This is a genomic window from Ruegeria sp. E1 (assembly GCF_056534225.1).
The window spans coordinates 38,517-62,353 of record NZ_JBQFPE010000005.1 but is presented as its reverse complement, the minus strand read 5'-3'; the positions used below and the strand labels follow the sequence as shown (position 1 = coordinate 62,353).

General features: G+C 58.6%; 23 protein-coding genes. 13 read left to right on the top strand and 10 right to left on the bottom strand.

The window, feature by feature from the left end; translation table 11 throughout:
- Positions 1–2: 2 nt before the first annotated feature.
- On the bottom strand, positions 3–305 hold the full coding sequence (locus tag ACR0FG_RS07510; RefSeq protein WP_480891623.1) for a DUF6476 family protein: 303 nt from the start codon (positions 303–305) through the stop codon (positions 3–5).
- On the opposite strand from ACR0FG_RS07510, the gene ACR0FG_RS07505 reads away from it, so the two are divergent.
- Together ACR0FG_RS07505 and rpoH are read left to right on the top strand one after the other, a co-directional pair.
- Positions 304–1,338 (top strand): RluA family pseudouridine synthase, encoded by a 1,035-nt coding sequence (locus ACR0FG_RS07505; protein ID WP_480891620.1) that lies wholly within the window; start codon positions 304–306, stop codon positions 1,336–1,338. The two genes, ACR0FG_RS07510 and ACR0FG_RS07505, sit on opposite strands and share 2 nt — an antisense overlap.
- 147 nt (positions 1,339–1,485) lie before the next feature.
- A complete protein-coding gene (gene rpoH, locus ACR0FG_RS07500; protein ID WP_170716928.1) occupies positions 1,486–2,382 on the top strand; it encodes an RNA polymerase sigma factor RpoH in 897 nt (298 codons plus the stop codon).
- A gap of 49 nt (positions 2,383–2,431) precedes the next feature.
- Here the strand turns inward: rpoH and ACR0FG_RS07495 are convergent, their stop codons facing one another.
- Positions 2,432–3,499, bottom strand: a complete 1,068-nt coding sequence (locus ACR0FG_RS07495; RefSeq protein ID WP_480891617.1) for a fasciclin domain-containing protein — start codon at positions 3,497–3,499, stop codon at positions 2,432–2,434.
- A gap of 349 nt (positions 3,500–3,848) precedes the next feature.
- Here ACR0FG_RS07495 and ACR0FG_RS07490 point away from each other — a divergent pair, with 349 nt between their 5' ends.
- From ACR0FG_RS07490 to ACR0FG_RS07480, 3 genes are all read left to right on the top strand, one after another.
- A complete protein-coding gene (locus ACR0FG_RS07490; protein WP_480891615.1) occupies positions 3,849–4,823 on the top strand; it encodes a Gfo/Idh/MocA family protein in 975 nt (324 codons plus the stop codon).
- A gap of 65 nt (positions 4,824–4,888) precedes the next feature.
- The gene (locus ACR0FG_RS07485; RefSeq protein WP_480891612.1) at positions 4,889–5,158 is read left to right on the top strand and encodes a DksA/TraR family C4-type zinc finger protein; all 270 of its coding nucleotides are present in this window, start codon (positions 4,889–4,891) and stop codon (positions 5,156–5,158) included.
- A complete protein-coding gene (locus tag ACR0FG_RS07480; RefSeq protein ID WP_480891610.1) occupies positions 5,155–6,051 on the top strand; it encodes a DMT family transporter in 897 nt (298 codons plus the stop codon). The genes ACR0FG_RS07485 and ACR0FG_RS07480 overlap by 4 nt, the downstream gene beginning before the upstream one ends.
- 33 nt (positions 6,052–6,084) lie before the next feature.
- Here ACR0FG_RS07480 and ACR0FG_RS07475 read toward each other — a convergent pair whose 3' ends face one another.
- The 3 genes from ACR0FG_RS07475 to ACR0FG_RS07465 form a co-directional block, all read right to left on the bottom strand.
- Positions 6,085–7,905 (bottom strand): M3 family oligoendopeptidase, encoded by a 1,821-nt coding sequence (locus ACR0FG_RS07475; protein ID WP_480891608.1) that lies wholly within the window; start codon positions 7,903–7,905, stop codon positions 6,085–6,087.
- A gap of 79 nt (positions 7,906–7,984) precedes the next feature.
- Positions 7,985–8,962: an alpha/beta hydrolase gene (locus ACR0FG_RS07470; protein WP_480891606.1), complete on the bottom strand. Its 978-nt coding sequence runs from the start codon at positions 8,960–8,962 to the stop codon at positions 7,985–7,987.
- Positions 8,962–9,252: an SCP2 sterol-binding domain-containing protein gene (locus ACR0FG_RS07465; protein WP_170716913.1), complete on the bottom strand. Its 291-nt coding sequence runs from the start codon at positions 9,250–9,252 to the stop codon at positions 8,962–8,964. Before ACR0FG_RS07465 ends, ACR0FG_RS07470 begins: the two co-directional genes overlap by 1 nt.
- A gap of 30 nt (positions 9,253–9,282) precedes the next feature.
- On the opposite strand from ACR0FG_RS07465, the gene ACR0FG_RS07460 reads away from it, so the two are divergent.
- The 5 genes from ACR0FG_RS07460 (at position 9,283) to ACR0FG_RS07440 (ending at position 14,285) form a co-directional block, all read left to right on the top strand.
- Positions 9,283–9,891: a tetratricopeptide repeat protein gene (locus ACR0FG_RS07460; protein ID WP_480891603.1), complete on the top strand. Its 609-nt coding sequence runs from the start codon at positions 9,283–9,285 to the stop codon at positions 9,889–9,891.
- A 23-nt stretch (positions 9,892–9,914) separates the two neighbouring features.
- The gene (locus ACR0FG_RS07455; protein ID WP_480891601.1) at positions 9,915–12,719 is read left to right on the top strand and encodes a helicase-related protein; all 2,805 of its coding nucleotides are present in this window, start codon (positions 9,915–9,917) and stop codon (positions 12,717–12,719) included.
- A gap of 6 nt (positions 12,720–12,725) precedes the next feature.
- On the top strand, positions 12,726–13,091 hold the full coding sequence (locus ACR0FG_RS07450; RefSeq protein WP_170716907.1) for an RNA-binding S4 domain-containing protein: 366 nt from the start codon (positions 12,726–12,728) through the stop codon (positions 13,089–13,091).
- A gap of 65 nt (positions 13,092–13,156) precedes the next feature.
- Positions 13,157–13,495 carry a ferredoxin FdxA gene (gene fdxA, locus ACR0FG_RS07445; RefSeq protein ID WP_170682977.1) on the top strand — a complete coding sequence of 113 codons (339 nt, stop codon included), beginning with the start codon at positions 13,157–13,159 and terminating at the stop codon, positions 13,493–13,495.
- A gap of 280 nt (positions 13,496–13,775) precedes the next feature.
- Positions 13,776–14,285 (top strand): CarD family transcriptional regulator, encoded by a 510-nt coding sequence (locus tag ACR0FG_RS07440; protein WP_170716906.1) that lies wholly within the window; start codon positions 13,776–13,778, stop codon positions 14,283–14,285.
- Between the two features lie 111 nt (positions 14,286–14,396).
- Here the strand turns inward: ACR0FG_RS07440 and cobS are convergent, their stop codons facing one another.
- Positions 14,397–15,161 (bottom strand): adenosylcobinamide-GDP ribazoletransferase, encoded by a 765-nt coding sequence (gene cobS / locus ACR0FG_RS07435; protein WP_480891597.1) that lies wholly within the window; start codon positions 15,159–15,161, stop codon positions 14,397–14,399.
- A gap of 79 nt (positions 15,162–15,240) precedes the next feature.
- Between cobS and cobT the strand changes: the two genes are divergently transcribed.
- A complete protein-coding gene (gene cobT, locus ACR0FG_RS07430; protein ID WP_480891594.1) occupies positions 15,241–16,254 on the top strand; it encodes a nicotinate-nucleotide--dimethylbenzimidazole phosphoribosyltransferase in 1,014 nt (337 codons plus the stop codon).
- Between the two features lie 83 nt (positions 16,255–16,337).
- Here the strand turns inward: cobT and ACR0FG_RS07425 are convergent, their stop codons facing one another.
- Both ACR0FG_RS07425 and ACR0FG_RS07420 read right to left on the bottom strand, forming a co-directional pair.
- Positions 16,338–18,221 carry a cation:proton antiporter domain-containing protein gene (locus ACR0FG_RS07425; RefSeq protein WP_480891592.1) on the bottom strand — a complete coding sequence of 628 codons (1,884 nt, stop codon included), beginning with the start codon at positions 18,219–18,221 and terminating at the stop codon, positions 16,338–16,340.
- Positions 18,222–18,240: 19 nt separating this feature from the next.
- The gene (locus ACR0FG_RS07420; RefSeq protein WP_170716895.1) at positions 18,241–18,696 is read right to left on the bottom strand and encodes an Lrp/AsnC family transcriptional regulator; all 456 of its coding nucleotides are present in this window, start codon (positions 18,694–18,696) and stop codon (positions 18,241–18,243) included.
- Positions 18,697–18,843: 147 nt separating this feature from the next.
- On the opposite strand from ACR0FG_RS07420, the gene hppD reads away from it, so the two are divergent.
- Positions 18,844–19,941, top strand: a complete 1,098-nt coding sequence (hppD, locus tag ACR0FG_RS07415; RefSeq protein ID WP_480891590.1) for a 4-hydroxyphenylpyruvate dioxygenase — start codon at positions 18,844–18,846, stop codon at positions 19,939–19,941.
- A gap of 55 nt (positions 19,942–19,996) precedes the next feature.
- Here the strand turns inward: hppD and ACR0FG_RS07410 are convergent, their stop codons facing one another.
- Positions 19,997–22,264, bottom strand: a complete 2,268-nt coding sequence (locus ACR0FG_RS07410) for a hypothetical protein (RefSeq protein WP_480891588.1) — start codon at positions 22,262–22,264, stop codon at positions 19,997–19,999.
- 164 nt (positions 22,265–22,428) lie between these two features.
- On the opposite strand from ACR0FG_RS07410, the gene ACR0FG_RS07405 reads away from it, so the two are divergent.
- Positions 22,429–23,124 carry an SIMPL domain-containing protein gene (locus ACR0FG_RS07405; protein WP_480891586.1) on the top strand — a complete coding sequence of 232 codons (696 nt, stop codon included), beginning with the start codon at positions 22,429–22,431 and terminating at the stop codon, positions 23,122–23,124.
- Between the two features lies 1 nt (position 23,125).
- Here the strand turns inward: ACR0FG_RS07405 and ACR0FG_RS07400 are convergent, their stop codons facing one another.
- Complete coding sequence (locus ACR0FG_RS07400) at positions 23,126–23,836, bottom strand: GNAT family N-acetyltransferase (protein ID WP_480891584.1); 711 nt, start codon at positions 23,834–23,836, stop codon at positions 23,126–23,128.
- Between the last annotated feature and the right edge of the window lies 1 nt (position 23,837).

The window sequence follows — 23,837 nt, the reverse complement described above, 5'->3', positions numbered from 1 at the left end:
GCTTATCGAACCGGAATATCCTGCCGCAAATTGCCCGTCGTCTTGTCAAAGATCAGAATGCGGTTGTCATCCGTGACAACCGCGTACCAGTTGGCCCCGATGGTCAGCGCCTGCGCGCGTGCGCCATCAGGCAGTTCGATCTGATCAGGCAGCTTGGGCGTTCGATCCGATAAACGGATGACAATCAATGCGAAGGTCAATAGAACCCCGCCAATCATCACCGCGGTCAATAGCATGACCATGCGCCGCAGCAATCGCAGCTGAGGCGTTTCCTGCGGTTCCTGAGGGTCGGAAGGGACAGTCATGGGCACCCGCCTGATAGAGTTTCACATCGCGGCTGCGCCGCCGTCCCGCCTTGATAAGGCGCTTTCACGGGATGTGCCAGATGGGGAAAACCTGTCGCGCACCAGATTGGCGCGTTTAATACAGGACGGGGCGGTTTTGGTGGACGGAGCGGCCGCGGTCGACCCGAAGGCCAAGGTGCCCGAGGGTGCACATATCGCGATCACCGTGGCCGAGGCCGAAGACAGCCATATCGGTCCCGAAGACATTCCCTTGGCCATTGTCCATGAGGATGATGATCTGATCGTCATCAACAAACCGGCAGGAATGGTCGTGCATCCGGCCCCCGGTTCGCCCAGCGGTACGCTGGTCAACGCGCTGCTGCACCACTGCGGCAATGATCTGTCTGGCGTTGGCGGGGTCAAGCGTCCGGGGATCGTGCATCGCATCGACAAAGAGACCAGCGGCTTGCTGGTCGTCGCAAAGTCGGATGCGGCACATCAGGGGTTGGCTGCCCAGTTTGAGGCGCATTCGGTCGAACGGTACTATCGCGCCATTTGCTACGGTGTGCCGGATGCCAACGATCCGAGGTTGCGGGGCGTGAAGGGCGTCAGTTTCGAACCGGGCAATATCATGCGTCTGACCACGCAATTGGCGCGACACAAGACTGACCGCCAGAAACAGGCGGTTCTGTTCCACGGTGGCAGGCACGCCGTCACACGCGCGCGTGTGGTCGAAAGCTTTGGCTCTCCGGCTGCACTGGCGCTGATCGAATGCTGGCTGGAAACAGGTCGCACGCATCAGATCCGTGTGCATATGGCCCATGCCGGGCATGGTCTGGTCGGCGACCCGGTCTATGGTGGCAAACGCAAGCTGGCCGCGCGCGCTTTCACGGCAGAAACCGCCGAAGCCGTGCGTGATTTCCCGCGTCAGGCGCTACATGCCGCCGTTTTGGGCTTTGAACACCCCATCAGCAAAGAATTTATGCGCTTCGAGGCCGACTTGCCCGAGGACATGGAAACTCTGCTGGACGGGCTGCGCGGGCCGGTGTCATAATCTGCAAAGACGCGTGATTAGCGTAATCTCAGCTTTTCTTAATCTCAGGTTAATTACACACTGTTAACAGTACCTCTTGAATGTGACTGATTGCGTTACCATATGCTATGTTAAGGGCTTAAACATTTGTCCAAGGGGCAGAAACAAATGGCAAATTACTCAAATCTTCCCGCACCGACACCCGAGGGTGGTCTGAACCGCTATATGCAGGAAATCCGCAAGTTCCCGCTGTTGGAACCGGAAGAGGAATATATGCTGGCCAAGCGCTGGGTCGAGGAACAGGATACCGAATCCGCGCATAAAATGGTCACATCGCACCTGCGTCTGGCAGCCAAGATTGCCATGGGCTATCGCGGCTACGGCTTGCCGCAGGCCGAAGTAATTTCTGAGGCCAATGTGGGCCTGATGCAAGCCGTCAAACGCTTTGACCCGGAAAAAGGCTTCCGTCTTGCCACCTATGCCATGTGGTGGATTCGTGCTTCGATCCAGGAATACATCCTGCGCTCGTGGTCACTGGTGAAACTGGGCACCACCTCGGCGCAGAAGAAATTGTTCTTCAACCTGCGCAAGGCCAAGGCCCGTATCGGTGCGCTGGAAGAGGGGGATCTGCGTCCCGAGAACGTCAAGAAGATCGCCGAAGATCTGGGCGTGACCGAGGATGAGGTCATCAGCATGAACCGCCGTATGTCCGGCGGCGACGCCTCGCTGAACGCCACCGTGGGGTCCGAAGGCGAAGGCACGATGCAGTGGCAGGACTGGCTTGAGGATGAAGATGCCGATCAGGCTGGTGACTACGAGGCGCGGGACGAGCTTGAAGCGCGCCGAGAGTTGCTGACTGCTGCGTTGGATGTGCTGAACGACCGTGAAAAGGACATCCTGACGCAACGCCGTCTGATGGATCAGCCTGTGACGTTGGAAGAACTGAGCACTCAGTACAACGTCAGCCGCGAACGTATCCGTCAGATCGAGGTGCGGGCGTTCGAGAAACTGCAGAAAAAGATGCGTGAACTGGCACGTGAAAAGGGAATGCTGAGATCGAACTGATCTCGTGTTTCGTCAGCCCGCTGCAAAGGCGGGCTGACTTTCTTTTGTATCAGGCGAAGATGAAGTCCGACTCGGACAGATGGCTGGCCCAGACACCAGACAGATAGATGCTGTCGCCGTCTTCCAGCTCGATCTCGGTGCCGAAGAATTCGCCGTCGATGCCGTCTTCGATATCTTCAAAGCTGGTGATGCCTTCATAACCGGACAGATCGATCTTGTCTTTTCCGATGCGGAAATCGACGATCCAGTCGTCGCCATCGCCATTTTCAAACACGAACATATCCTTGCCGCGCCCACCGAAAAGCTTGTCGTTATCCGCGCCGCCGTCGATGATATCTTTCCCGCGACCTCCATAGATGATGTCATGCCCTTCGTCGCCGCGCAGGATATCCTTGCCGCGTCCACCGAATATGATGTCATTGCCAGCGCCACCGAGCGCAACATCGTCACCTCGGCCTGCTTTGATCACGTCGTTGCCGCCGTCACCGAACGCGAAGTCCTGGCCGCGCCCGGTAAAGATAAACTCGTCACTGCTGTCGCCCAAGACAAAGTCGGTGTTCTTTTGGCCCAGAATTCCTGTGACGGAAACCGGCAGTAGAACACCGTCCAGAATGTGGATGATCCCGTTCGACGCATCCACGTCAAATCCGATCAGCCCCGGATCGTCGATCCCCGGGTCCGCGTCGCCCAAGCTGGGTGGGTCACTTTCAAGGTTCAGGGTGACCGCCGATCCCAGCAGCGTTTCAATCTCGGCACCGTTTCCTAGGCCAACAACCGTGGTGCTGTCGAACTCCCCATCGACCACGTGATATTGCAGGATATTGGTCAGCAGAGGGATTGGGTCACCGCCGCCCAGCAAAGTAAGGGCCTTGACGATGTGGCTTAGCGCGCCAGCCTCGTCGGATCCCTCAAATCCCAGGGTTTGCGCCAAGGTGACGAACGCCGCGTCGTTGGGCGCAAAGACGGTCAGTTCCACATTCGGATCGTTAAGTACGCCCGCCAGACCAGCCGCGATGACAGCCTCGCGCAGGATGTCGAAATCCTCACTGTTGGCGTCGAAAGTTCCGGGATTACCACTTTGCAATACTGTTTCTGTGATCGTATGTGTTGCTGGCATTTCAGAAAGCCTCCCACCCTGTATGCCTAGGTTCGGGACAGAGCGTGTGCGACAATTTCGCGTTCCTCCGTCGATGTGATTGCTACGACCATCGCAGCGGAGTGGATCAACAAAAGTATTCGGCGAAATCGGCAGGACTGGGTTTTGAAGCGGACCGCGCCGGGTAATTCACTCAGATTTTCAGATATTTATACCTGAGTGCTGAATCTGGATTGAAATCGTTTAAAACAGGTTATCTGTACAGGGTCAGGTCAGGCCTGACACGTCCGAGGCTGGTTTTAGTCAGTTGCCACAGACATGGAATTCAAGTTTTGTCGCTTGGGATCCAATCGATATTCGAGGGAAAAGCATGTATCAACCGATCAATTGGGGTATTCTAGGGGCCTCGAAATTCGCAGGTCAGTATATGGCCCCTGCGATCCATGCGGCCGAGGGTGCGCGATTTGCGGGTCTCGCCACGTCGGCCCCGGAAAAGGCCGCGCCGTTTCAGCAATTCTGCCCGGATCTGCGCGTTTACGGTAACTATGACGCGCTCTTGGCGGACCCAGCGATTGATGCGATCTATATCCCATTGCCCAATCATCTGCATGTCGAATGGAGCCTCAAGGCGTTGGACGCGGGAAAGCATGTTCTGTGCGAAAAACCGATGACGATGCGGGCCGAAGAGTTTGACCAGCTCATCGCCAAACGGGATCAGACAGGTCTGCTGGCCGCTGAGGCGTACATGATCGTCCATCATCCCCAGTGGCAACTTTTGCGCAAGCTGGTTGCCGATGGGGCAATTGGCAAACTGGTTCACGTTACGGGCGTGTTCACCTATGACAATCGTACTGACACCGGCAATATCCGCAACCGCCCTGAAACCGGCGGCGGCGGTCTGCGCGATATCGGCGTTTACACCATCGGCAGCGCCCGATTTGTGACCGGGCAAGAACCGATCGAAGTGCAATCGAGGATCAGGTGGGAGAATGAGGTAGACGTGTTCACCGAGATCACCGCGCGTTTTCCCGATTTCACTTACTCCACCTATGTCTCGACCCGGATGCACCCCAATCAGGCGATGGAGTTTCACGGCGAAGGCGGCGTCATCCGTCTGACCGCGCCGTTCAACGCGCGGGTGTTCGGCGAGGCGCGGGTCGAACTGCACCGCCCGGGGCTTGAGTTGCAGGTCACGCGTTTTCCCGGCGACGATCACTATAAGCTGCAGGTCGAGGCGTTCGGGCGGACCATAAGCAATGGCGACGCATACCCTTGCCCATTGGAATTCTCCAAAGGAACCCAGGCCATGATTGACCGCGTTTTCGATTGTGCTGTCCCGCTTTGACGGCTTGCTTGCCAGCGCCCCATGTTCACGCCTAATCTGTCCGACACACATTCAGGAGGTGGATCATGGCTGGGGGCTGGGCGCGAGACGGCGCGGTAAGCGAACAGATTGAGGCATCCATTTCGGACGAATTGGCGCGGATGCAAGCAAGGAAACGCCCTGTTGGCAAAAGCCTGACACATTGCGCGGAATGCGAAGAGCCAATCCCGGAAAAACGCCGTCTTGCCTTGCCGGGGGTCAAGCTGTGTCTGGATTGCCAGCAGGAACGCGACGGTGCGTTCAAGGCGCGCAGTGGGATTAACCGGCGGGGTTCGAAGGACAGCCAACTGAAGTGACAGTTGTACCGAAAAAAGCACATATGTGGCCGCAAAGCGGGTTGATTCTGGGGTTTCTGGCGGCCTTTTTGTGGGGGACGCACAGTGTCATTGTTCGATATCTGACAACCGATCTGGGCGGGCTGCAGATCGCGGTGATGCGCCTATTTATTGCCGCGCTTGCGATTTATGCGATCCTGCGGGTGCTGCGGGCCAGTGTTTCGATCCGCTTTGCGGACTGGAACTTTCGGCTGGCCGTTCTATCAACCGTGGTGAATTACATCCTGTTTCACATCGGCCTTGAGCATACAGGGGCCGCAAATGCAATGGTGCTTGAGAATACCGCTCCGTTCTTCGTCTTGATATTCCTGTATTTTTTCGCGGATACCACGATCGGTCGGATCGAAGTGATTGCCACCGTTCTGGCGATATTTGGCGTGTTCCTCACCGTTTTTCAGGACTTTCAGGGCGGCGGTGAGCCCCTAATAGGCGATATCATGGAAATCGGCGCGGGCCTGAGTTGGGCGGTGTTCCTGATCTCAAGCAGCCGCGCGATGCAATTTTCCCAAACCACGTCTGACCGGCTGAACTTTCTATTCGGGATATTTCTGTGCTCGGGCGTGCTGTTGACGCCACTGGCCGCGTTCTCGATGCAGATGCCAAGCGCACAGGATATGTTCTTTCTGTTGCTGCTTGGCATCCTGCCCACGGCGCTGGCCTATTACCTATGGTACGAGGCCGCCGCGCGTCTTTCGACATTGACCGCGACCTTGTTGTTCGCGGCTTCTGTGGTTTTCACCTTCATCAATTCTGCGCTGTTTCTGGGGGCGTCGATTACCATCCCGGCGGTGCTGGGCGCTGCGTTAATCGTGCTCTCTATCTTTCTGACAACACTTAAGAAAACCGAGGGATGAAATGGGCCGCCCACACCGGGCAGCCCGTCAGGTTCAGCCTTCCATGGCTTCCAATTCGTCAATAAAGCCCGAGATCATCGACAACCCTTTGTCCCAGAATTTGGGATCGCTGGCGTCGAGGCCGAAGGGGGCCAGCAGTTCCTTGTGGTGTTTCGATCCACCGGCGCGGAGCATTTCGAAGTATTTGTCTTCAAACCCTTCCGAGCCGCTTTCGTAGACAGAATACAGTGCGTTCACCAATCCGTCGCCAAAGGCATAGGCGTAGACATAGAAGGGTGAGTGGACGAAGTGCGGGATATAGGCCCAGAAGGTCTCGTAGCCCTCCATGAACTCGAACGCGGGTCCAAGGCTTTCGGCTTGAACGCTCATCCACAAGGCGTTGATGTCGTCCGGGGTCAGCTCACCCTCGCAGCGCGCGGCGTGTAGCTTGCATTCGAAGTCGTAGAAGGCGATCTGGCGGACGACCGTATTGATCATGTCCTCGACCTTGCCTGCCAACAGCACTTTGCGCTGCTCTGGTGTCTCGGCCTGATCCAGCATCTTGCGGAAGGTCAGCATCTCGCCGAATACGCTGGCGGTTTCGGCCAGGGTCAGTGGGGTTGATGACAGCATCTCACCCTGATCGGCGGCTAGCACCTGATGCACGCCATGTCCCAGTTCATGCGCCAAAGTCATTACATCGCGCGGTTTGCCCAGATAGTTGAGCATCACATAGGGGTGCACGTCAGTGACGGTCGGATGGGCGAACGCGCCCGGAGCCTTGCCGGGTTTCACAGCCGCATCAATCCAGCCTTTGGAAAAGAACGGTGCTGCGATTTCACCCATGCGCGGGTCGAAGGCGTCATAGGCGCTCATCACCGTCTTTTCGGCCTCGTCCCAGCCGACGATGCGGGTGTCTTCCATCGGCAGGGGCGCGTTGCGGTCCCAGACCTGCATCACGTCCAGACCCAGCCACTTGCGCTTTAGCTCATAGTATCGATGGCTCAGCTTCGGGTAGGCGGCCACGACTGCTTCGCGCAGGGCTTCGACCACTTCGGGTTCAACATCGTTCGACAGATGGCGACCGGTCTGTGCAGTCGGCATGTTGCGCCAGCGATCAACGATCTCTTTTTCTTTGGCTTGCGTGTTATGAACGCGCGCGAAGGTTTTGATATTGCTTTGAAAGACCTCCGCCAGCTCACGCGCGGCAGCCTCACGTTTGGTACGGTCCTGCTCGGTCAGCAGGTTCAGGGTGCCTTCGATGTTCAGGTCTTCGCCGTCAACGGTAAAGGTAAGCCCTGCGATGGTTTCGTCGAACAGACGTTCCCATGCATCGCCGACAACGCCCAGATCGTGCAGGAATTTTTCCAGCTCGTCAGACAGTTGATAGGGCTTCATCGCGCGGATGCGGCGAAAAACGGGCTCGTACCGGGCCAGATCGGCATTTATTTCGAAATGCCTGGACAACACGTCATCGTCGAGGCGGTTAATCTCAAGCGTGAAAAACACCAGTGGAGTGGTGAAGATCGTAATCTTTTCCTGCATGTCCGACAGGAACTTGGCGCGTTCAGCATCAGTGGTCAGTTGATAATAGCGCAGTCCGGCAAAGGACATGATGCGCCCGGCGATGGCGTTGATCTTTTCATTGCGCAGCACGCAGTTCAGCAGACCGTCCGCGTCCAACTGGGCCAGCTTGCCTTCGTAGTCCGCCGCAAAGGATGCGCATTCGCCCTCAAGCCAGTCCAGATCGCGCGACAGTTCGGGCGCATCCTCGGACGCATACAGATCGCTCAGGTCCCATTCAGGCAGGTTACCAAGATTGTCGGTGCCCCCGACTGCGTTTGCGTCACGGACGGGAAAGGGAAGGTCGCGCATGGAACACCTCGGATTATTTGGGTTTGCCACTATCTAGGCGCAGGCCGTCTGGATCACAAGCGGCCTTGCGGGGCCGGGCTTAATGAGACAGGGCCGGTTCGGGCCGTTTGTCCGGGCAGGCGGCCATAAAATGCGCTGCAAGCTGGTCCAGAACAGGACCGCGCACTTCGGGCGCTTCCATCAATACTTCGTGTTCGCCATCGGGGATTTCGACCAGAGTACCACTGGGCCAGTTCGCCATTCGCGCCCGGATCGCTTTGCGGTCCACGATCTGTTCATGACTTCCAAGGAAGGTCAGACACGGGATCGTGGGCGCAGTTTGTTCCATCAGCCACGCACATTCATCCAGTGCTTCGCGCAGCCAGATTGTCGACGGTGCACCAAGGGCCAATTCGGGATGTGCAGCCAGTTGATCCTGCATCATCCGGTACATCGCCGGATCGCGGGTCAGCACGTTGCCCTTAAATGGTTGCGAGGCGACGTAGCTTTCCAATGACGTGGTGGGCGGTGTTTTCTCCCCCAGGCCGACGCGCGGTCCCCAATAGGCCGTCAACCGGCTGAGAGGTTTCATGATGGGCGTGAAAAAGATACCCCACATCGGACCGGTAAAGGCACAGGCGGTGAAATCGTGACCTTCGAGCACGGCGCGCAGCCCGATCGCGCCACCCATCGAGTGCCCGACAACATACCAGGGTTCCGGCAGGCCAAGCTCGGCAGCCAGATCCAATGCAGCCCGCACATCTTTCTGATATTCCGGGAAATGATCGACGTGACCGATACGCGGGTCGTTCAGCGGGCGGTCGGCCAGCCCCTGACCACGCCAATCGACAGACAGGCAGGCAAAGCCCCGGTCAACAAATTCTGCGGCAGTGCTTCCATATTTTTCGATGTATTCGGTGCGGCCCGGAAACAACATCACGGTGCCGTTTGGCGCGGTATCGGGCAGCCAGTGCCCGACACGGATGCGCGTACCGTCTGCGGTTGTCAGCCAGTGGGCCTGACCACCGGCGGGTGCGCCGGCCACGTCTTCGAACAAGGGGGCCGGCGATATTGTCATCAGGCCAGCACCGAGGCGAGTTGCATGGCGACACCCATGTCTCCGTCAACGCTCAGCTTGCCGGACATGAAGGCACCTGTCGGGTTCATCTCGCCGCTGAGGATTTGTTCAAAAGTATCGGCGTCCGCGCTCAGGGTTACATCCGCGTCTTCATCGCTGACGCGCGCGCCGTCCGCATCCAGAACGATGGCGCCCAGATCGGCGATGGCAAACTTGGCCGAGGCGTCAAAGGCACCGCCCGCGAGTTTTTCGTTCAGCGCGGCCGCGGCCTTTTCCAAAGTGTCGCTCATGGTCTTCCTCATTTTGTTTGTGCGCCGTGAATGGACATCCCCGGTCGCAACGCTACACTGACCATTGTTATGGGTATTGCAACAAACAATCTCAAAGGTACCGTTGCGGCACTTGTCGCGATAGTCATGTTTTCCACCACTTCATCGGCACAGCAGGCCGATTTGCGTGACGAATCCGCGTTGCTGGAACAGTTGATCGACGCGACGCCCGAGCAGGCAATCGGCATCGATCGGCAGTTGCAGGCTTTGTGGTCGCAATCAGGCTCAGCCTCGGCTGACTTGCTGCTGGAACGCGGGCGCGAAGCGTTGGATGACGGCGATGTCGGGGCCGCGCTGGATCATCTGACCGCCCTGACGGATCACGCGCCGGAATTTGCCGAGGGCTGGCATGTACGGGCATCAGCGTTTTTTGGTCTTGAACGCTTTGGTATGGCCGCCGCCGATCTGGAACATGCGCTGACGCTGAACCCCAACAACTACGACGCGATCTATGGCCTTGGCCTGATCTTCGAAATTCTGGATCGTCCGCAACAAGCCTACGATGCCTACACGCGTGCACTGTCTATACATCCCCATCACGAAGAAGTAACCAATGCCATGAATCGGCTGAAGCCTCAGATTGAAGGCAAAGCGCTGTAAGTCTCAGGGCGCAGGGGGCAAAGGTGAGCGGGTCATCCCGGGTAGTGGCCGTACTTGGCCCGACGAACACAGGCAAAACCCATTACGCAATTGAACGTATGCTAGGGTATCGGTCCGGCGTGATCGGCCTGCCGCTGCGTCTGCTGGCGCGCGAGGTCTATGACAAGATCGTTGCCATTCGCGGACCCTCGGTCGTGGCGCTGGTCACGGGCGAGGAACGCATCGTGCCGCCCCGTACGCAATACTGGGTCTGCACGGTCGAGGCGATGCCCGAGGGTATGGGCGCGGATTTCGTCGCCATTGATGAAATCCAGCTATGCGCCGACCCCGAACGCGGTCATGTGTTCACTGATCGTCTTCTGCGCGCCCGGGGAACGCATGAGACTCTGTTTCTGGGCTCTGACACAATGCGCGGCGCAATCGCAGCGCTGGTGCCCGAGGCGCAGTTCGTTCGGCGCGAGCGGATGTCGCAACTGGTCTATTCCGGTTCAAAGAAAATCAGCCGAATGCCTGCGCGCAGCGCCATCGTCGGGTTCTCGGTCGACAATGTCTACGCGATTGCTGAGCTACTGCGCCGTCAAAAGGGCGGGGCGGCGGTGGTGATGGGCGCACTCAGCCCACGCACGCGGAACGCTCAGGTGGACCTCTATCAGAACGGCGAGGTTGATTATCTGGTCGCCACAGATGCCATCGGAATGGGGCTCAACCTGGATGTGAATCATGTGGCGTTCTCCTCCCTGACCAAGTTCGACGGGCGGCGGATGCGCCCTTTGGCCCCGAATGAGCTGGCTCAGATCGCCGGCCGGGCAGGGCGTGGCATGTCAGACGGCACGTTTGGCGTGACTGGCGAGGCTCCGCCCTTGGATGAAGGCATAGCTCAGGCGATCATGGACAGCCGCTTTACGCCGATGAAAAAGCTGAACTGGCGGAATGCCGCTTTGCGGTTTGGTTCCATTGAGGCGCTGATAGACTCGTTGGAGGTTAGTCCGAATGACGAACATCTGATCAAAGCGCGGCCCGCTGATGACTTGAACGTGCTGAAATCCCTGTCGCACGTGACCGAGGTACTGGCCCGTGCCAGCGAACCGCAATCGGTTCGATTGCTTTGGGATGTGTGCCGGATCCCTGATTTTCGCGGCATCAGCCATGCTGAACATGCCAGCCTGCTTGAGGTGATCTATGGCCACCTGCATGAACGCGGGTCGATCCCTGATGACTTCATGGCGCGGCAAATCCGCCGGATCGACCGGACAGATGGAGATATTGATGCGCTGTCCAAACGGCTGGCATATATTCGCACCTGGACATATGTTGCGCAACGAAACGGCTGGGTGCGTGACGAATCCCATTGGCGCGAGGAAACGCGCATTGTAGAAGACAGGCTGTCGGACGCTCTGCATGACCGTTTGACCCAACGATTTGTGGACCGGCGCACATCCGTGTTGCTGCGCCGGCTCAAACAGAAGGAGGCCCTTTTGGCCGAAGTAAATGACAAGGGTGAAGTGACCGTCGAAGGCGAATTCGTCGGTCGTTTGGAAGGGTTCCGGTTCATTCCGGACAAAGCTGCGCAAGGGACCGAGGCGAAGGCCTTGAAATCTGCGTCATTGCAAGCACTCGCGCCGCAATTCCATCTGCGTGCCGACCGTTTCTACAACGCGCCCGATACCGAAATTGATTTCACCGATCAGGGCGGCCTGATGTGGGGCGAATATGCCGTCGGCAAGCTGGTTGCTGGTGCCGAGCCGCTGAAACCGGTTGTCGAGGTCTTTGTAGATGAAGCCGCAGGCCCGGACGTCGAACAGAAAGTACAGCGCCGCCTGCAACATTTCATCGACCGCAAGGTGGCTGCGCTGTTCGAACCGCTTCTGAACTTATCACGCGATGAGGAACTGTCGGGTCTCGCCAAAGGTTTTGCCTTCCGTATGGTCGAGGCGCTGGGCGTGCTGCCCCGCGCGCAGGTCGCGCAAGAGGTCAAGGATCTGGATCAGGACGCCCGCGGCGCGCTGCGCAAGCACGGCATCCGCTTTGGCCAGTTCACCATCTTCATGCCGCTGCTGCTGAAACCCGCGCCGACGCGTCTGCGTCTGGTTCTGTGGGCGCTGTCCAGCGGGTTGCAGGAATTCCCCGAAGCGCCGCCTCCGGGTCTGGTCACCGTGCCCGTCGCCAAGGATGCGCCGCAGGGCTATGACACCATGTGCGGTTACCGCGACGCGGGCGAGCGGTCTATCCGCATCGACATGCTGGAGCGTTTGGCAGACATGCTGCGCGCCGAGGACAGCCGGGGTGGGTTCGAGGCCAAACCCGACATGCTCTCGATCACCGGCATGACGCTGGAACAATTCGCCGACCTGATGCAGGGGCTGGGCTACAAGGCCGAGCGTGGCGAGCGTGAAAAGGTCAAACCCGCACCGGCGGAACAGCCTGCGGCTGATGCGCCCGAGCAACCGGTCGCCGAAGAAACCCCGACAGACGCAGTGGCGACGGACGATGTGACCACACCCGCCGAGGCGCCAGCCGAGGCCACCGACAGCACCGAGGCGGCAGCCGAGGCTCCGGCGGCAGAACAGCTGGCGGAACCTGCATCGGACGAACCCGAGGTTGAGGTCTTCTATACCTTCACATGGGGCCGACAGCGCCAGCCGAACCGCGGCCCGCGCCGCGAGCAGGGGCAGGGCAAAGGTAAACCGCGTGGGAAACCTCAGGGTAAGAAGGGCGGCAAGCCTCAGGGTGCCAAGTCGTTCTCATCGCGGCCTCCGAAAAAGGAAAAGGCTATCGATCCTGACAACCCGTTTGCCGCCGCGCTGATGGGTCTGAAGGACGGCAACTAAAAGTTGATGGCCGAGGCCAAGCTGCGGATCGACAAATGGTTGTGGCAGGCGCGGTTCTTCAAGACCCGCAGCCTGGCTGCCAAACAGGTCAGCGGCGGCCATGTCAGACTGAACGGGAACCGGGTGCTGAAACCGGCGCAGGCCGTGGCCCCCGGTGACGTTCTGACCTTTCCGCAAGGCCGGATTGTCCGGGTAGTTCGTATCGAAGCACTGGGCGAACGGCGGGGCCCGGCCCCCGAGGCGCAGGCGCTGTACTTTGATATGACCGAAAAGCGGGACGCACTGCCCAAAAATCCGGGATTCGAGGGAAAAGGTCGTCCAACCAAGAAAGAACGGCGTGCGCTTGATCTTTCTCGCACCCCAAAGGGATGATCTTCTCTTGAAGAGGCGGGCAGACTGAATTAGCTAGTCGCCAAAGCGCAAACGGGAAATCCGACATGACCTACGTTGTCACCGAAAACTGCATTGGCTGCAAATACACCGACTGTGTCGAGGTATGCCCGGTGGACTGTTTCTACGAAGGCGAGAACACCCTGGTCATTCATCCCGACGAATGCATCGATTGCGGCGTCTGTGAACCCGAATGCCCCGCCGATGCGATACGCCCCGATACCGAGCCGGGGATGGAGCAGTGGGTCGAATTCAACCGGAAGTTCTCGGAAATGTGGCCGGTGATCGTAACCAAGAAAGATCCCCTTCCCGAGGCTGAAGAGCGCGACGGTGAAGAGGGCAAGATGGAGAAGTATTTCTCGGAAGCGCCGGGCGAAGGCGGTTAAGCGATTCGCCGCCGCAGTGAGGCGTATATCTGGCTGATACAGACCCTATCGCTTTGAAACATAAGGGCTTTAAGGGCCTTTGATCCGATAGAGCTTTTGGATGTCGCATTTTTGTGATATAATCCCAACCTGAATGATGACTGAGATGGGATGTACTCCGTAAGTATGTTTGCTTTGGAGTTCTGATTTTATGACACACAAGCCGCTTGTCGGGGCCAGATCGGGCGCCGCGTGTGGTTTTTTGTTGTCCGCCTCCCGTTCACAACCAAGGAAGACCTGTATGTCAAAGTCGAAAAAGCTTGAGTTCCGCCCGAACGATTATGTTGTCTACCCAGCCCATGGTGTAGGCCAGATCATATCGATCGAAGAGCAGGACGTTGCAGGCTTCTCGCTGGAACTGTTTGTTATCTCGTTTGAGAAAGACAAGATGACCCTGCGCGTACCGACCAACAAGGTGACAGAATCCGGTTTGCGTTCGCTCAGCTCGCCTGATGTGATCTCTCAGGCGATGAAAACGCTGAAGGGTAAGGCCAAGGTCAAACGTGCCATGTGGTCGCGCCGGGCGCAGGAATATGAACAGAAGATCAACTCGGGCGATCTGATCTCGATTGCCGAAGTGGTTCGCGACCTGCACCGCACCGACGATCAGCGCGAACAGAGCTATTCCGAGCGCCAGCTGTATGAAGCCGCGCTTGAGCGTCTGACCCGCGAAGTGGCCGCCGTGTCCGGCGCGGATGAGATTTCTGCGGCCAAGCAGGTTGGCGATGTCCTGACCTCGCGCGCCGCCTGATCGCAGACCTGAAATTTAATCAGCCGCCCCATTTTGGGGCGGCTTTTCTTATGTCTGGATGTTCGTGGTGTCGGATTGTTGGTAGTGCGGATAGAAATTGGCGGTATTGCCCTAAATCACTGTCGACAGCGCCAGTAGAAAGGCGACCTCGGCCAGCTGTTGGGTTGCTCCCAGTATGTCGCCGGTCTGACCGCCGATGCGCGCCTTGGCGATCAGGGCGACTGCTACGGCCATCGTGATCGCGCAGGTCATCGGAAGCAAGGCGTTCGTGCCCAAAAGGCTTAGGCTTAGCGCAAGCGCCAGCAAGAGTCCGATCCAGACGGCGTTGGATTTGGGGGCACCAACAGAGTGGCTGAGCCCTGATTTCCGGGCATTTGGCAACAGGCGCATCAGTGCGGGCATCAAGGCGCGGGAAAACAGGCACGCAGCCACGACGCCGCCGACCCAGCCAGCGCCAATCAGTGTCGCGATTGCGGAAACCCGCAACAATTGGCATATGACCAGCGCCAGTACGCCGTAGGTGCCGATGTGGCTGTCTTTCATGATTTCCAACCGTCGCTCGGCTGTAAAACCGCCCCATAGCCCGTCGAACGTGTCGGCCAGACCGTCTTCGTGCATGGCTCCGGTCGTGGCGATCAGAACGGTCACTCCGAGGCTGGCGCTTACAAAGGGTGAGAGGCCAAGGTGCAATGCGATCCAAATTGCGGCGGATGCCAGTGCTCCAACAATCAGTCCGACGATAGGAAAAGCCCATACTGCCTGCGCCTGCCGGTCAAACAGGCGTTGAGGCAGTTTCGGCACCGGTAGCCGGGTCAGAAGGACCAGCGCCAGCGGAATATCCAGCGCGGAAATCACAGAGGTGTCGTTTTTGTGCACTTCCGGGCCTTTCAGGGTCTTGTTGCTTTACCAGCTTTGGTTAAACACACAGGACCACTCTGATGCAACGAGGCTTTGAATGCTGCCTGAACTCAATGACCTGAACAGTTTCCGCGATGCTTTGACCAGCGCACCCGGCGCAGATGCCGGTGCCATTCAAGCCGCACAGGATCGAAACGGCCAGTTGACCAAACCACCCGGGGCGCTGGGGCGGCTCGAGGATCTGGCGATCTGGTATGCGGGCTGGCGCGGGGCTGCGCGGCCTCAGATCAACGCGCCGCAGGTCATCGTGTTTGCAGGAAACCATGGCGTTACCGCGCAAGGCGTTTCCGCGTTTCCGCCCGAGGTGACGGTGCAGATGGTCATGAATTTTGAACATGGCGGTGCCGCGATCAACCAATTGGCAATGGCTGCAGGCGCCAAAATGGATGTGCACGCGCTGGATCTGGATCAGCCCACAGCCGATTTCACCCAAGGTCCGGCGTTGAGCGAAGATGAATTGCTGGCCGCGCTGCAAACCGGATGGAACGCCGTTGATCAGCAATCCGACCTGTTGGTTGTGGGCGAGATGGGGATTGGCAATACCACTCCGGCTGCCGCCATCGCCTGCGCATTGTTCGGGGGCGAGGCCGCGGACTGGACCGGGCGCGGCACGGGTGTCGATGATGCCGGTTTGGCAAACAAAACGCGCGTGGTGGCCGAAGGTGTTGCCCTGCATGGTCAGTCCGGTGACGGTCTTGAGATCCTGCGCCGCCTTGGCGGGCGCGAGATCGCGGCGATGGCCGGTGCGATTGCGGCTGCGCGTGTCCTGCGTATTCCGGTCATTCTGGATGGGTTTATCTGTTCCTCGGCGGCGGCTTGTTTGGCGAATGTGTCAGCCTCGGCTCTGGATCATGCCGTAGCGGGGCATCAAAGCGCAGAAGGCGCGCATGGCAAGATGCTGGCGAAGCTTGGCAAAGAGCCGTTGCTGAGCCTTGGTTTGCGTTTGGGCGAAGGGTCCGGAGGGGCTTTGGCGATCAACATTCTAAAAAGCGCAGTAGCCTGCCATTCGGGCATGGCGACCTTTGCCGAGGCGGGAGTTTCGGACGGCTGAGGCAAGGCAGGGGGCTCTGCCCCCGCCGCCTTCGGCGACTCCCCCGAGGTATTTTTAAACAGAAGAAGCAGGGGTGCGCTGGGTCAGGCCGATTTCTTGGCGTGTTCCTCGGCCAGTTCCAGCAGTGCGGTTTCCAGATCTTTTTCAAGCTTCTGCGCCCGCTCGATATACTTTTTGTTGTCTGCGGTTGGCATTCCGGGAATCCAAAGCTCGGCCAGCTCCCGCACCGAGCTACGGTCGTGGTGGTAGAAAGTCTGCTCGGCCTGTGCGGCCTCGTAATCGCTGAGGCCGATATTCTCGAGCACGTAGCGGCCCGCGCGCAGTGACCCGTCAAACATTTCGCGAACGATGTCATTCGCGCCTGCCTGATATAGCTCGTAAACATGGGTCCGGTCGCGGGCGCGGGCGACGATATGCAGATCGGGCCGCTGACGGCGGGCATAGCCGACCAGCCGCGTGACCTGTTTCCGATCATCCATGGCCGCAACCAGAACGGATGCCTTGTCGATCCCGGCGGCGCGCAGAAGTTCGGGCCGAGTTGGGTCACCCAAGAACCCTTTGACGCCGAACCGTCGCATAAGCTGGATGGTTTCGATGTCATGATCCAGGACGATCGTCTTGAAGCCGCTGGCCTGCACAAGGCGATTCACGATCTGACCAAAGCGGCCGATCCCGGCGATGATGACGGGGCCTTTTTCATCGATTTCATCGGCCTGAACAGCGGGGCCGGATTCGCCGGTGAAGCGGGAGATCTGGTCATAGATGATGAACAGGGCTGGCGTGATCAGCATGGTCAGCGCAATGATCATCAGCAGCTTTTGCGACAGATCCGGCGGAATGACGTTCTGCTGCGTCGAAAATGCCAGCAGGACAAAGCCGAACTCACCCGCCTGCGCCAAGCCCAGCGTAAACAACCAATGATCGCGTCCGCGCAATTTGAAAGCGCGCCCGACAAGGAACAGGATGATTCCCTTGGCGAGGATGACCAACAGCGCAAGCCCCAGCAAATCCAGTGGATCGTCGAAGAAATATCCCAGATTGATGCCCGCACCGACGGTGATGAAGAAGAGCCCGAGGAATAGCCCTTTGAAGGGCTCAAGATCGCTTTCCATCTCGTGCCGGAACTCGGAGCTGGCCAGAACAACGCCCGCCAGAAACGCGCCGAGGGCAGGGGATAGTCCCACCAGCGTCATCAGGAAGGAAATGCCAACTACGATCATCAGTGCCAGCGCCGTATACATCTCGCGCAGGCGCGTTGTGTGGATGAAGCGGAACAGGGGGCGGGTCAGGTAGATGCCCGCCAGAACCACGAAAACAATCGCTCCGATCGTGACGAGGGTAACGGCCCAACCAGGCAAGCCATCGACCAGCGACAGAGCGTGGTGCGCGTCATGACCATGGCTTGTCTCGACCCCGCGGTCGATTGAACCATCCTGATTGAGGTGAACCACGGCTGGGAGTGCCAGAAGAGGCAGGAAGGCCAGAATCGGGATCACCGCGATGTCTTGCGTCAGTAGAACCGAAAAGGTCGCGCGACCACCATTCGTCTGCATCAGGCCCTTTTCCGACAGGGTCTGCAGCACGATCGCGGTCGAGGACAGCGACAATGTAAGCCCAACCGCCAGCGAAACCGACCAAGGGTGACCGGCATAAAACGCAACGGCCGCGATGGACAGCGTCGACAGGCCGACCTGCAAACCACCAAGGCCCAGAAGCTTGTCGCGCATGTCCCACAGGGCGCGAGGTTCCAGCTCGAGCCCGATGAGGAACAGCATCATGACAACGCCGAATTCTGCGACATGCTGAAGGTTCTCGGTTTCGGCCCCGACCAGACCGAGGATCGGGCCAATCGCAATACCTGCCGCCAGATAGCCCAGCACGGATCCCAACCCCAGGCGCGCCGATAGGGGCACGGCGATCACGGCAGCGGCGAGGTAGATGGATGCCTGATAAAGGAACTCGTTCATCTCTGTCCTTTCTGGGCCGTTATGTCGGCAATGGTGCGTCGCGCTTTAGTTGATCCATCACGATCTGGCTTTGCACCCGCGCAACCGCAGGATGCGGCAGGATGACCTCGTGAAGCAAGCTGTTGAGGGCGGACAGGTCGTCGCAATAGACATGTAAAAGGTAATCGGCCTCGCCTGTCATGGTCCAGGCGCTGCTGATCTCGGGGCGGGTATTGACCATACGGGCAAAGCTGGCGGATTGTTCGGGCCCGTGTGTGCCCAGATGAACCTGAATGAAGCCCTGCACCTGCAGGCCCAGCTTCACCGGATCAAGCTTCGCGGTGTAACCTGTGATGTAGCCCTCGGCCTCAAGCCGCTGTCGTCGGCGTCCCGCCTGACTGGCCGACAGGTTCAGCATCTCGCCCAGTTGATGCGCGGTCAGGTGTGCATCTTTTTGCAAAGCTGACAACAGCCGCGTATCGGTTGCATCCAGCATGTGCGGTGAATCTCCGGTTTCTGCTCAAATCATGCGGTTTGTCCGCGCTGCCATTCAGGTTACACGAAAACAACGCGCAGAAACAGCGTGCGTTAAGGCGTATTTTTGAATCAGCAAAGAAATTCCTGTTTTCCAAGGAGACGCGCCATGGGCCCTTTCCCGCATAACGCCCCGAAATCAGTCATCAGCGATGATAACCCCGCCGGTACAGATGGGTTTGAATTTGTCGAATTCGCCCACCCCGATCCGCAGGAGTTGCGTGATCTGTTTGCACGGATGGGGTTCGACTATGTCGGCTATCACCGCAATTCTCCCAAGGTCGAGTTGTGGCAGCAGGGCGACGTAACCTATATCCTGAACGCTGACCCCGACAGCTTTGCTGCCAAGTTTGTGGCTGATCATGGCCCTTGTGCCCCGTCGATGGGCTGGCGGGTGGTGGATGCGCAAAAGGCGTTCGATCATGCGGTTGCCATGGGGGCCGAGCCCTATGAAGGGGCAGACAAAACCATGAAAGTGCCTGCGATCAAGGGCATTGGCGGGTCGTTGCTGTATTTCGTCGACCAATATTACGACACATCGCCCTACAACGAAGAGTTCGAGTGGCTCAAGCAATCCAAACCGCGCGGCGACGGGTTCTTTTACCTCGATCACCTGACCCACAATGTGTTCAAGGGCAACATGGACAAGTGGTTCAAGTTCTATGGCGATCTGTTCAATTTCAAGGAAATCCGCTTTTTCGACATTCAGGGCAAGCATACCGGGCTGTATAGCCGTGCGTTGACCTCGCCCTGTGGCCGCATCCGTATTCCGATCAACGAAGATCGGGGCGAAACCGGTCAGATCGTGTCTTATCTGAAGAAGTACAACGGCGAAGGCATCCAGCATATCGCGGTGGGCAGCGACGACATCTATGCATCGACCGATGCGATTGCCGAGAAGGGTCTGAAATTCATGCCCGGCCCGAACGAGACCTATTACGACATGTCCTATGATCGTGTCTCGGGCCATGATGAGCCTAAAGATCGTCTGATGAAGCATGGCATCCTGATCGACGGCGAAGGTGTCCTGGATGGCGGTGAGACCAAGATTTTGCTGCAGATCTTCTCGAAAACCGTGATCGGTCCGATTTTCTTCGAGTTCATCCAGCGCAAAGGCGATGACGGCTTTGGTGAGGGCAACTTTAAGGCCCTGTTCGAATCCATCGAGCGTGAGCAGATCGAAAGCGGCGAGATTTCGGCTGCCTGATCCTCATCGTAGTACTTGCAAAGGCCAGAGCGTCGTCTGTCGATGCTCTGGTTTTTTAGCCGCGCGGCATCTTCAGGGTCACGTTCTGGCCGCGCTTTTGATAGCGTAATTCGCTGTCCCCGATCGCCACCACCTTGCCGCCATCGAGCCTGTCGCCCACTTTCAGTTTTTTGTATCGTCCGCTGGGCAGACGCACCAGCGCTCGGCGGTTGGCGGGTGTGCCATAGACGCCAATCAGGTTCAACCGACGCAGGTTGATTGCGTTGTCAATCGTTGCCTGCCTTGCGACCGAGGCAGTGGTCGGGATTTTAGGCTTGACCGTTTTGGGCTGAAACGAACCGGCTTCATCCCCGCCAGTGGCGACATTTGCGGTTGAGCCGAGCGTCGCCGTTCCTGCACTTGCCGTTCGTGGTCGCAGGTTGGCCGGTCTTGCCTTTGGCCGGGGAACAAGCACAACCGCCAGCGCGGTGGGCGTATGGTCGACCTGTGGTTCGACCTTCAAAGATTCGGGGCGCGCTTTGGGGCGCACGATGGCCAATTCCTCGCGCGAGCGTCCGCCCAGTTGCGATCTTTCGAACTGATCAACCAGATTGTCGGGACGAGGCCTGGGGCGTAGACCCGCCAGGCGCTGATCAGCCTGATTGGGTTCGGGCTCGGCTTCGAACCGTACCGGCGGTTCTGGCGGCACCTTCGACGGGCGGCCCGCATATATCATGATGCCATCTGGGTTCAGCGTACCGTCTGGGCTGGCTGTGACAAGGCCGCGGTCGTCCAATTCGAACTGCGCCTGACTGCCGCCGGGCAGGGTGCTGTCATCAAAGGGCCGGTCCGTATCAAGGCTTTGAACGGTGGGCAGGGCCAAAGCATCCAGCGACAGATCCGTCGGGTCGATCGAGGTCAGGTATATATCGTCCGCCTCAACCGGTGCAGGTGGGGTTAGTGCGGGCGGTGCCGACGGCGCAGTTCCGGTGAAATCGTTGAATATCGCATCAGCGCTGGGTACCTGCGTGATCGGTTCAACCTGTTCCGGTTCGACCTTAAGCGCCTCAAGAATGGCAACATCGGTTGCCGAGGTATCGCCGGGTTGTTCGGGCTGCGCTTCTGGGCTGACGCCCAGAGCTTCGAGGATGGCAGTATCGGTTGGCGACAGATCATCGCTCTCATCCGTCGCCGCTTGAGGCGCGGGATCCGGTTGCTCGGTCGCAGCAATGGCTTCAGGTTCGGGTGCTGAAACCCCGGGCGGGGCTTGCGCTGTGTCTTGCTCGGGCACCGTAGCGTCCGGTCCTATGACAGACCACGCCCCGATAGCCATGCCCAGAAGGACCGAAGCTGCGACGGCTGGAATGGCAAATCGCTTTAAGCCCTGGGACGATGCTGTCGATTCCGGCTTGGCTTGCGGCGTGGACCGGAACGCTGCCGGATCGGCGGCCCCGGCAATCGCGTGAACCGGCATGTCGGGCTCGTTCTCGGTTCCATCCGCTTCAGGCAATGCGTCCGGAGGCGTTTCCGCTTTGATCTCGGGCGCTGCTTCTTCGGTGACCGGATCCTCGGCTACCGGCGCTTCTGGCACGCTTTCGGTCTCGGGTTCTGCAAGTGCTTCCGATGTAGTGTTTTCTGCCTGCTCAGGCTCTGATGCCTCGGGCGCGTCTTCTACTACTTCTTGCTTCGGTGCTTCAGGCGCGGTGACAATCGCGGGCGCATCCTCAGTTTCATCGCCGGTCGTTGTCTCTGCTTTATCAGGCTGATCTTCGACCGCTGGGTCCGGCAGCGGGGTCGGGGCGTCAAATTCTTCGCTATCCCCAATTGATGCGTCCTGAATTGCGCTCTCGGGTGCAATTATGTCCGACGTATCAACCGGCCATTCAAAGACCGGCCCGCTCAGCGCATCCTCGCCAGTTGCACTTGCGCAGAAGGTCTCGGCGATAAACCCGTGCGACGCGGCAAAGGTCTGCGCCTCGGAAAGCGTTTGCCTTGCAACCGCCGCAACCTGAGTTGCGGTTCCATCGGCGCGGGTTGTGTAAGCCAGTTCCGACAACGCATACGGCGTCGCCTCGGTCAGGGTTTGCCGTATCTTCTGATCTGCCGCTTCGGCATCCAGATCGTTGGTATCGACTGAAAGCAATCGAACCTGATCTGGCGGTATGATCAGTGCGCATCCCAGATGATTGGCCAGTGCGAATCCCTGATCGCGCAGCGCCTGCATCTGCTCGGCCAGGTGCGGCGTATCCAGCGGGACGGTTCCAATGCTGTACCAATCGCCATCCGACTGGTGATGCAGTGAAATCCCGTTTTCAGAAAAAGACAGCGCAAAGGCGGGTTTCATAATCCGGATGAACCATAATTGTCAGTTTCAATGCAAACGCTTTGGGGTCCGCCGCAAGAGGATAGAGCAGGAACCTGCCGAGGGAAAGAAAAAGCCACCTTTCCCCCTTGCCGTGTATGGTCCTAAGTTCCCATGTTGAGGTCAAGCAATCAGGAGAGATCGCCTTGAAGACACTTGCTTTTTTGACCGCGATGACCGTCGCTGTGGCGACACTGCCCGCCCATGCGGAAGAACGTCGCATCACTGTCAGCGGCACCGGAACTGCGCTGGCCACCCCGGATATGGCCACCATCACTTTGGGTGTCACGAACCAGGATGCACAGGCTTCTGCGGCGATGGATGAAACCTCGGCCGCTGTCACAGCAATCCTGAAACGCCTTGAGGACATGGGGCTTGAGGCGCGAGATGTGCAGACCCGTGATCTGTCGCTGTCGCCCGTTTGGGCCAATCGCGCTGGCCAAAGTGGAGAAGCGCCCGAGATCACCGGCTTTACCGCATCGAACCGCGTTCTGGTCCGGGTGCGCGATCTGGAAAACCTCGGGAGCATCATGGACGCTGTGATCGAGGATGGGGCGAACGTCTTTGGCGGGCTGAGTTTCAGCGTTCAGGAGCCTAAGCCCATGGAAGCGGATGCACGCGCCAAAGCGGTGGCAGACGCAATTGCAAAGGCCGAACAACTGGCGCAGGCCGCCAATGTGACCCTTGGTCCCGTGCAGGAGATCAATGAACAGGTTGGTGGTGTCAGACCGGTCGCCGAGTTTAGCCGGATCAACATGGCTGACGCTGCTAGCGTACCCGTTGCGGGTGGTGAGGTTTCGGTGTCGGTCAACGTGACGATGGAATTTGAAATCGCCGAATAGTTCAGGCGTTGGTGCGGGCCTGCAGCGATTGTCGCTGTTGGCCCGTCGCATCGAAATTACCCGGAGCCAGCCAGTTTTCAAAAGCGGCACGAATGCGGGGCCATTCGGAATCCGTGATCGAATACCAAGCGGTATCCCGATTGCGGCCTTTGTAGTGGGTCGCCTGCCGAAAGATACCTTCGAAGGTGAACCCCAACCGCTCGGCCGCTTGTTTTGAGGGCGCGTTCAGTGCATCGCATTTCCATTCGTAGCGGCGATAGCCCAACTCATCGAACGCGCGCCGCATCATCAGAAACATTGTCTCGGTCGATTGCGGTTTGCGCTGCAGCAGGGGTGAAAAGTGGATATGGCCGACTTCAATCGCTCCGGCTGCGGGGTCGACGCGAAGATATGACGCCATGCCGACCGGAACCTCATCGTTGTCCAGCACGGTGTGGAACATCGGATCGGCATCCATGCAGTTGGACCGTGTCCATTCGATGAAATCCGCCTCGGCATCAAATGGACCGTAGGGCAAGTAGGTCCAGTTTCGCCCATCCAAGTCCTTGGCAAACGCCCGGTAAAGCCCGGGCGCATGTCTGTTTACATCCAGCGGCACGACCGAACAAAACCGGCCTTCCATCGGCGTATAAGGCGGTGTTGGGCGAGGAAACTCACCCAGCACAGGCTTGCCAATGGGTTGGCCCAATTCGTTTGTGTCGTGCGCGGCCATG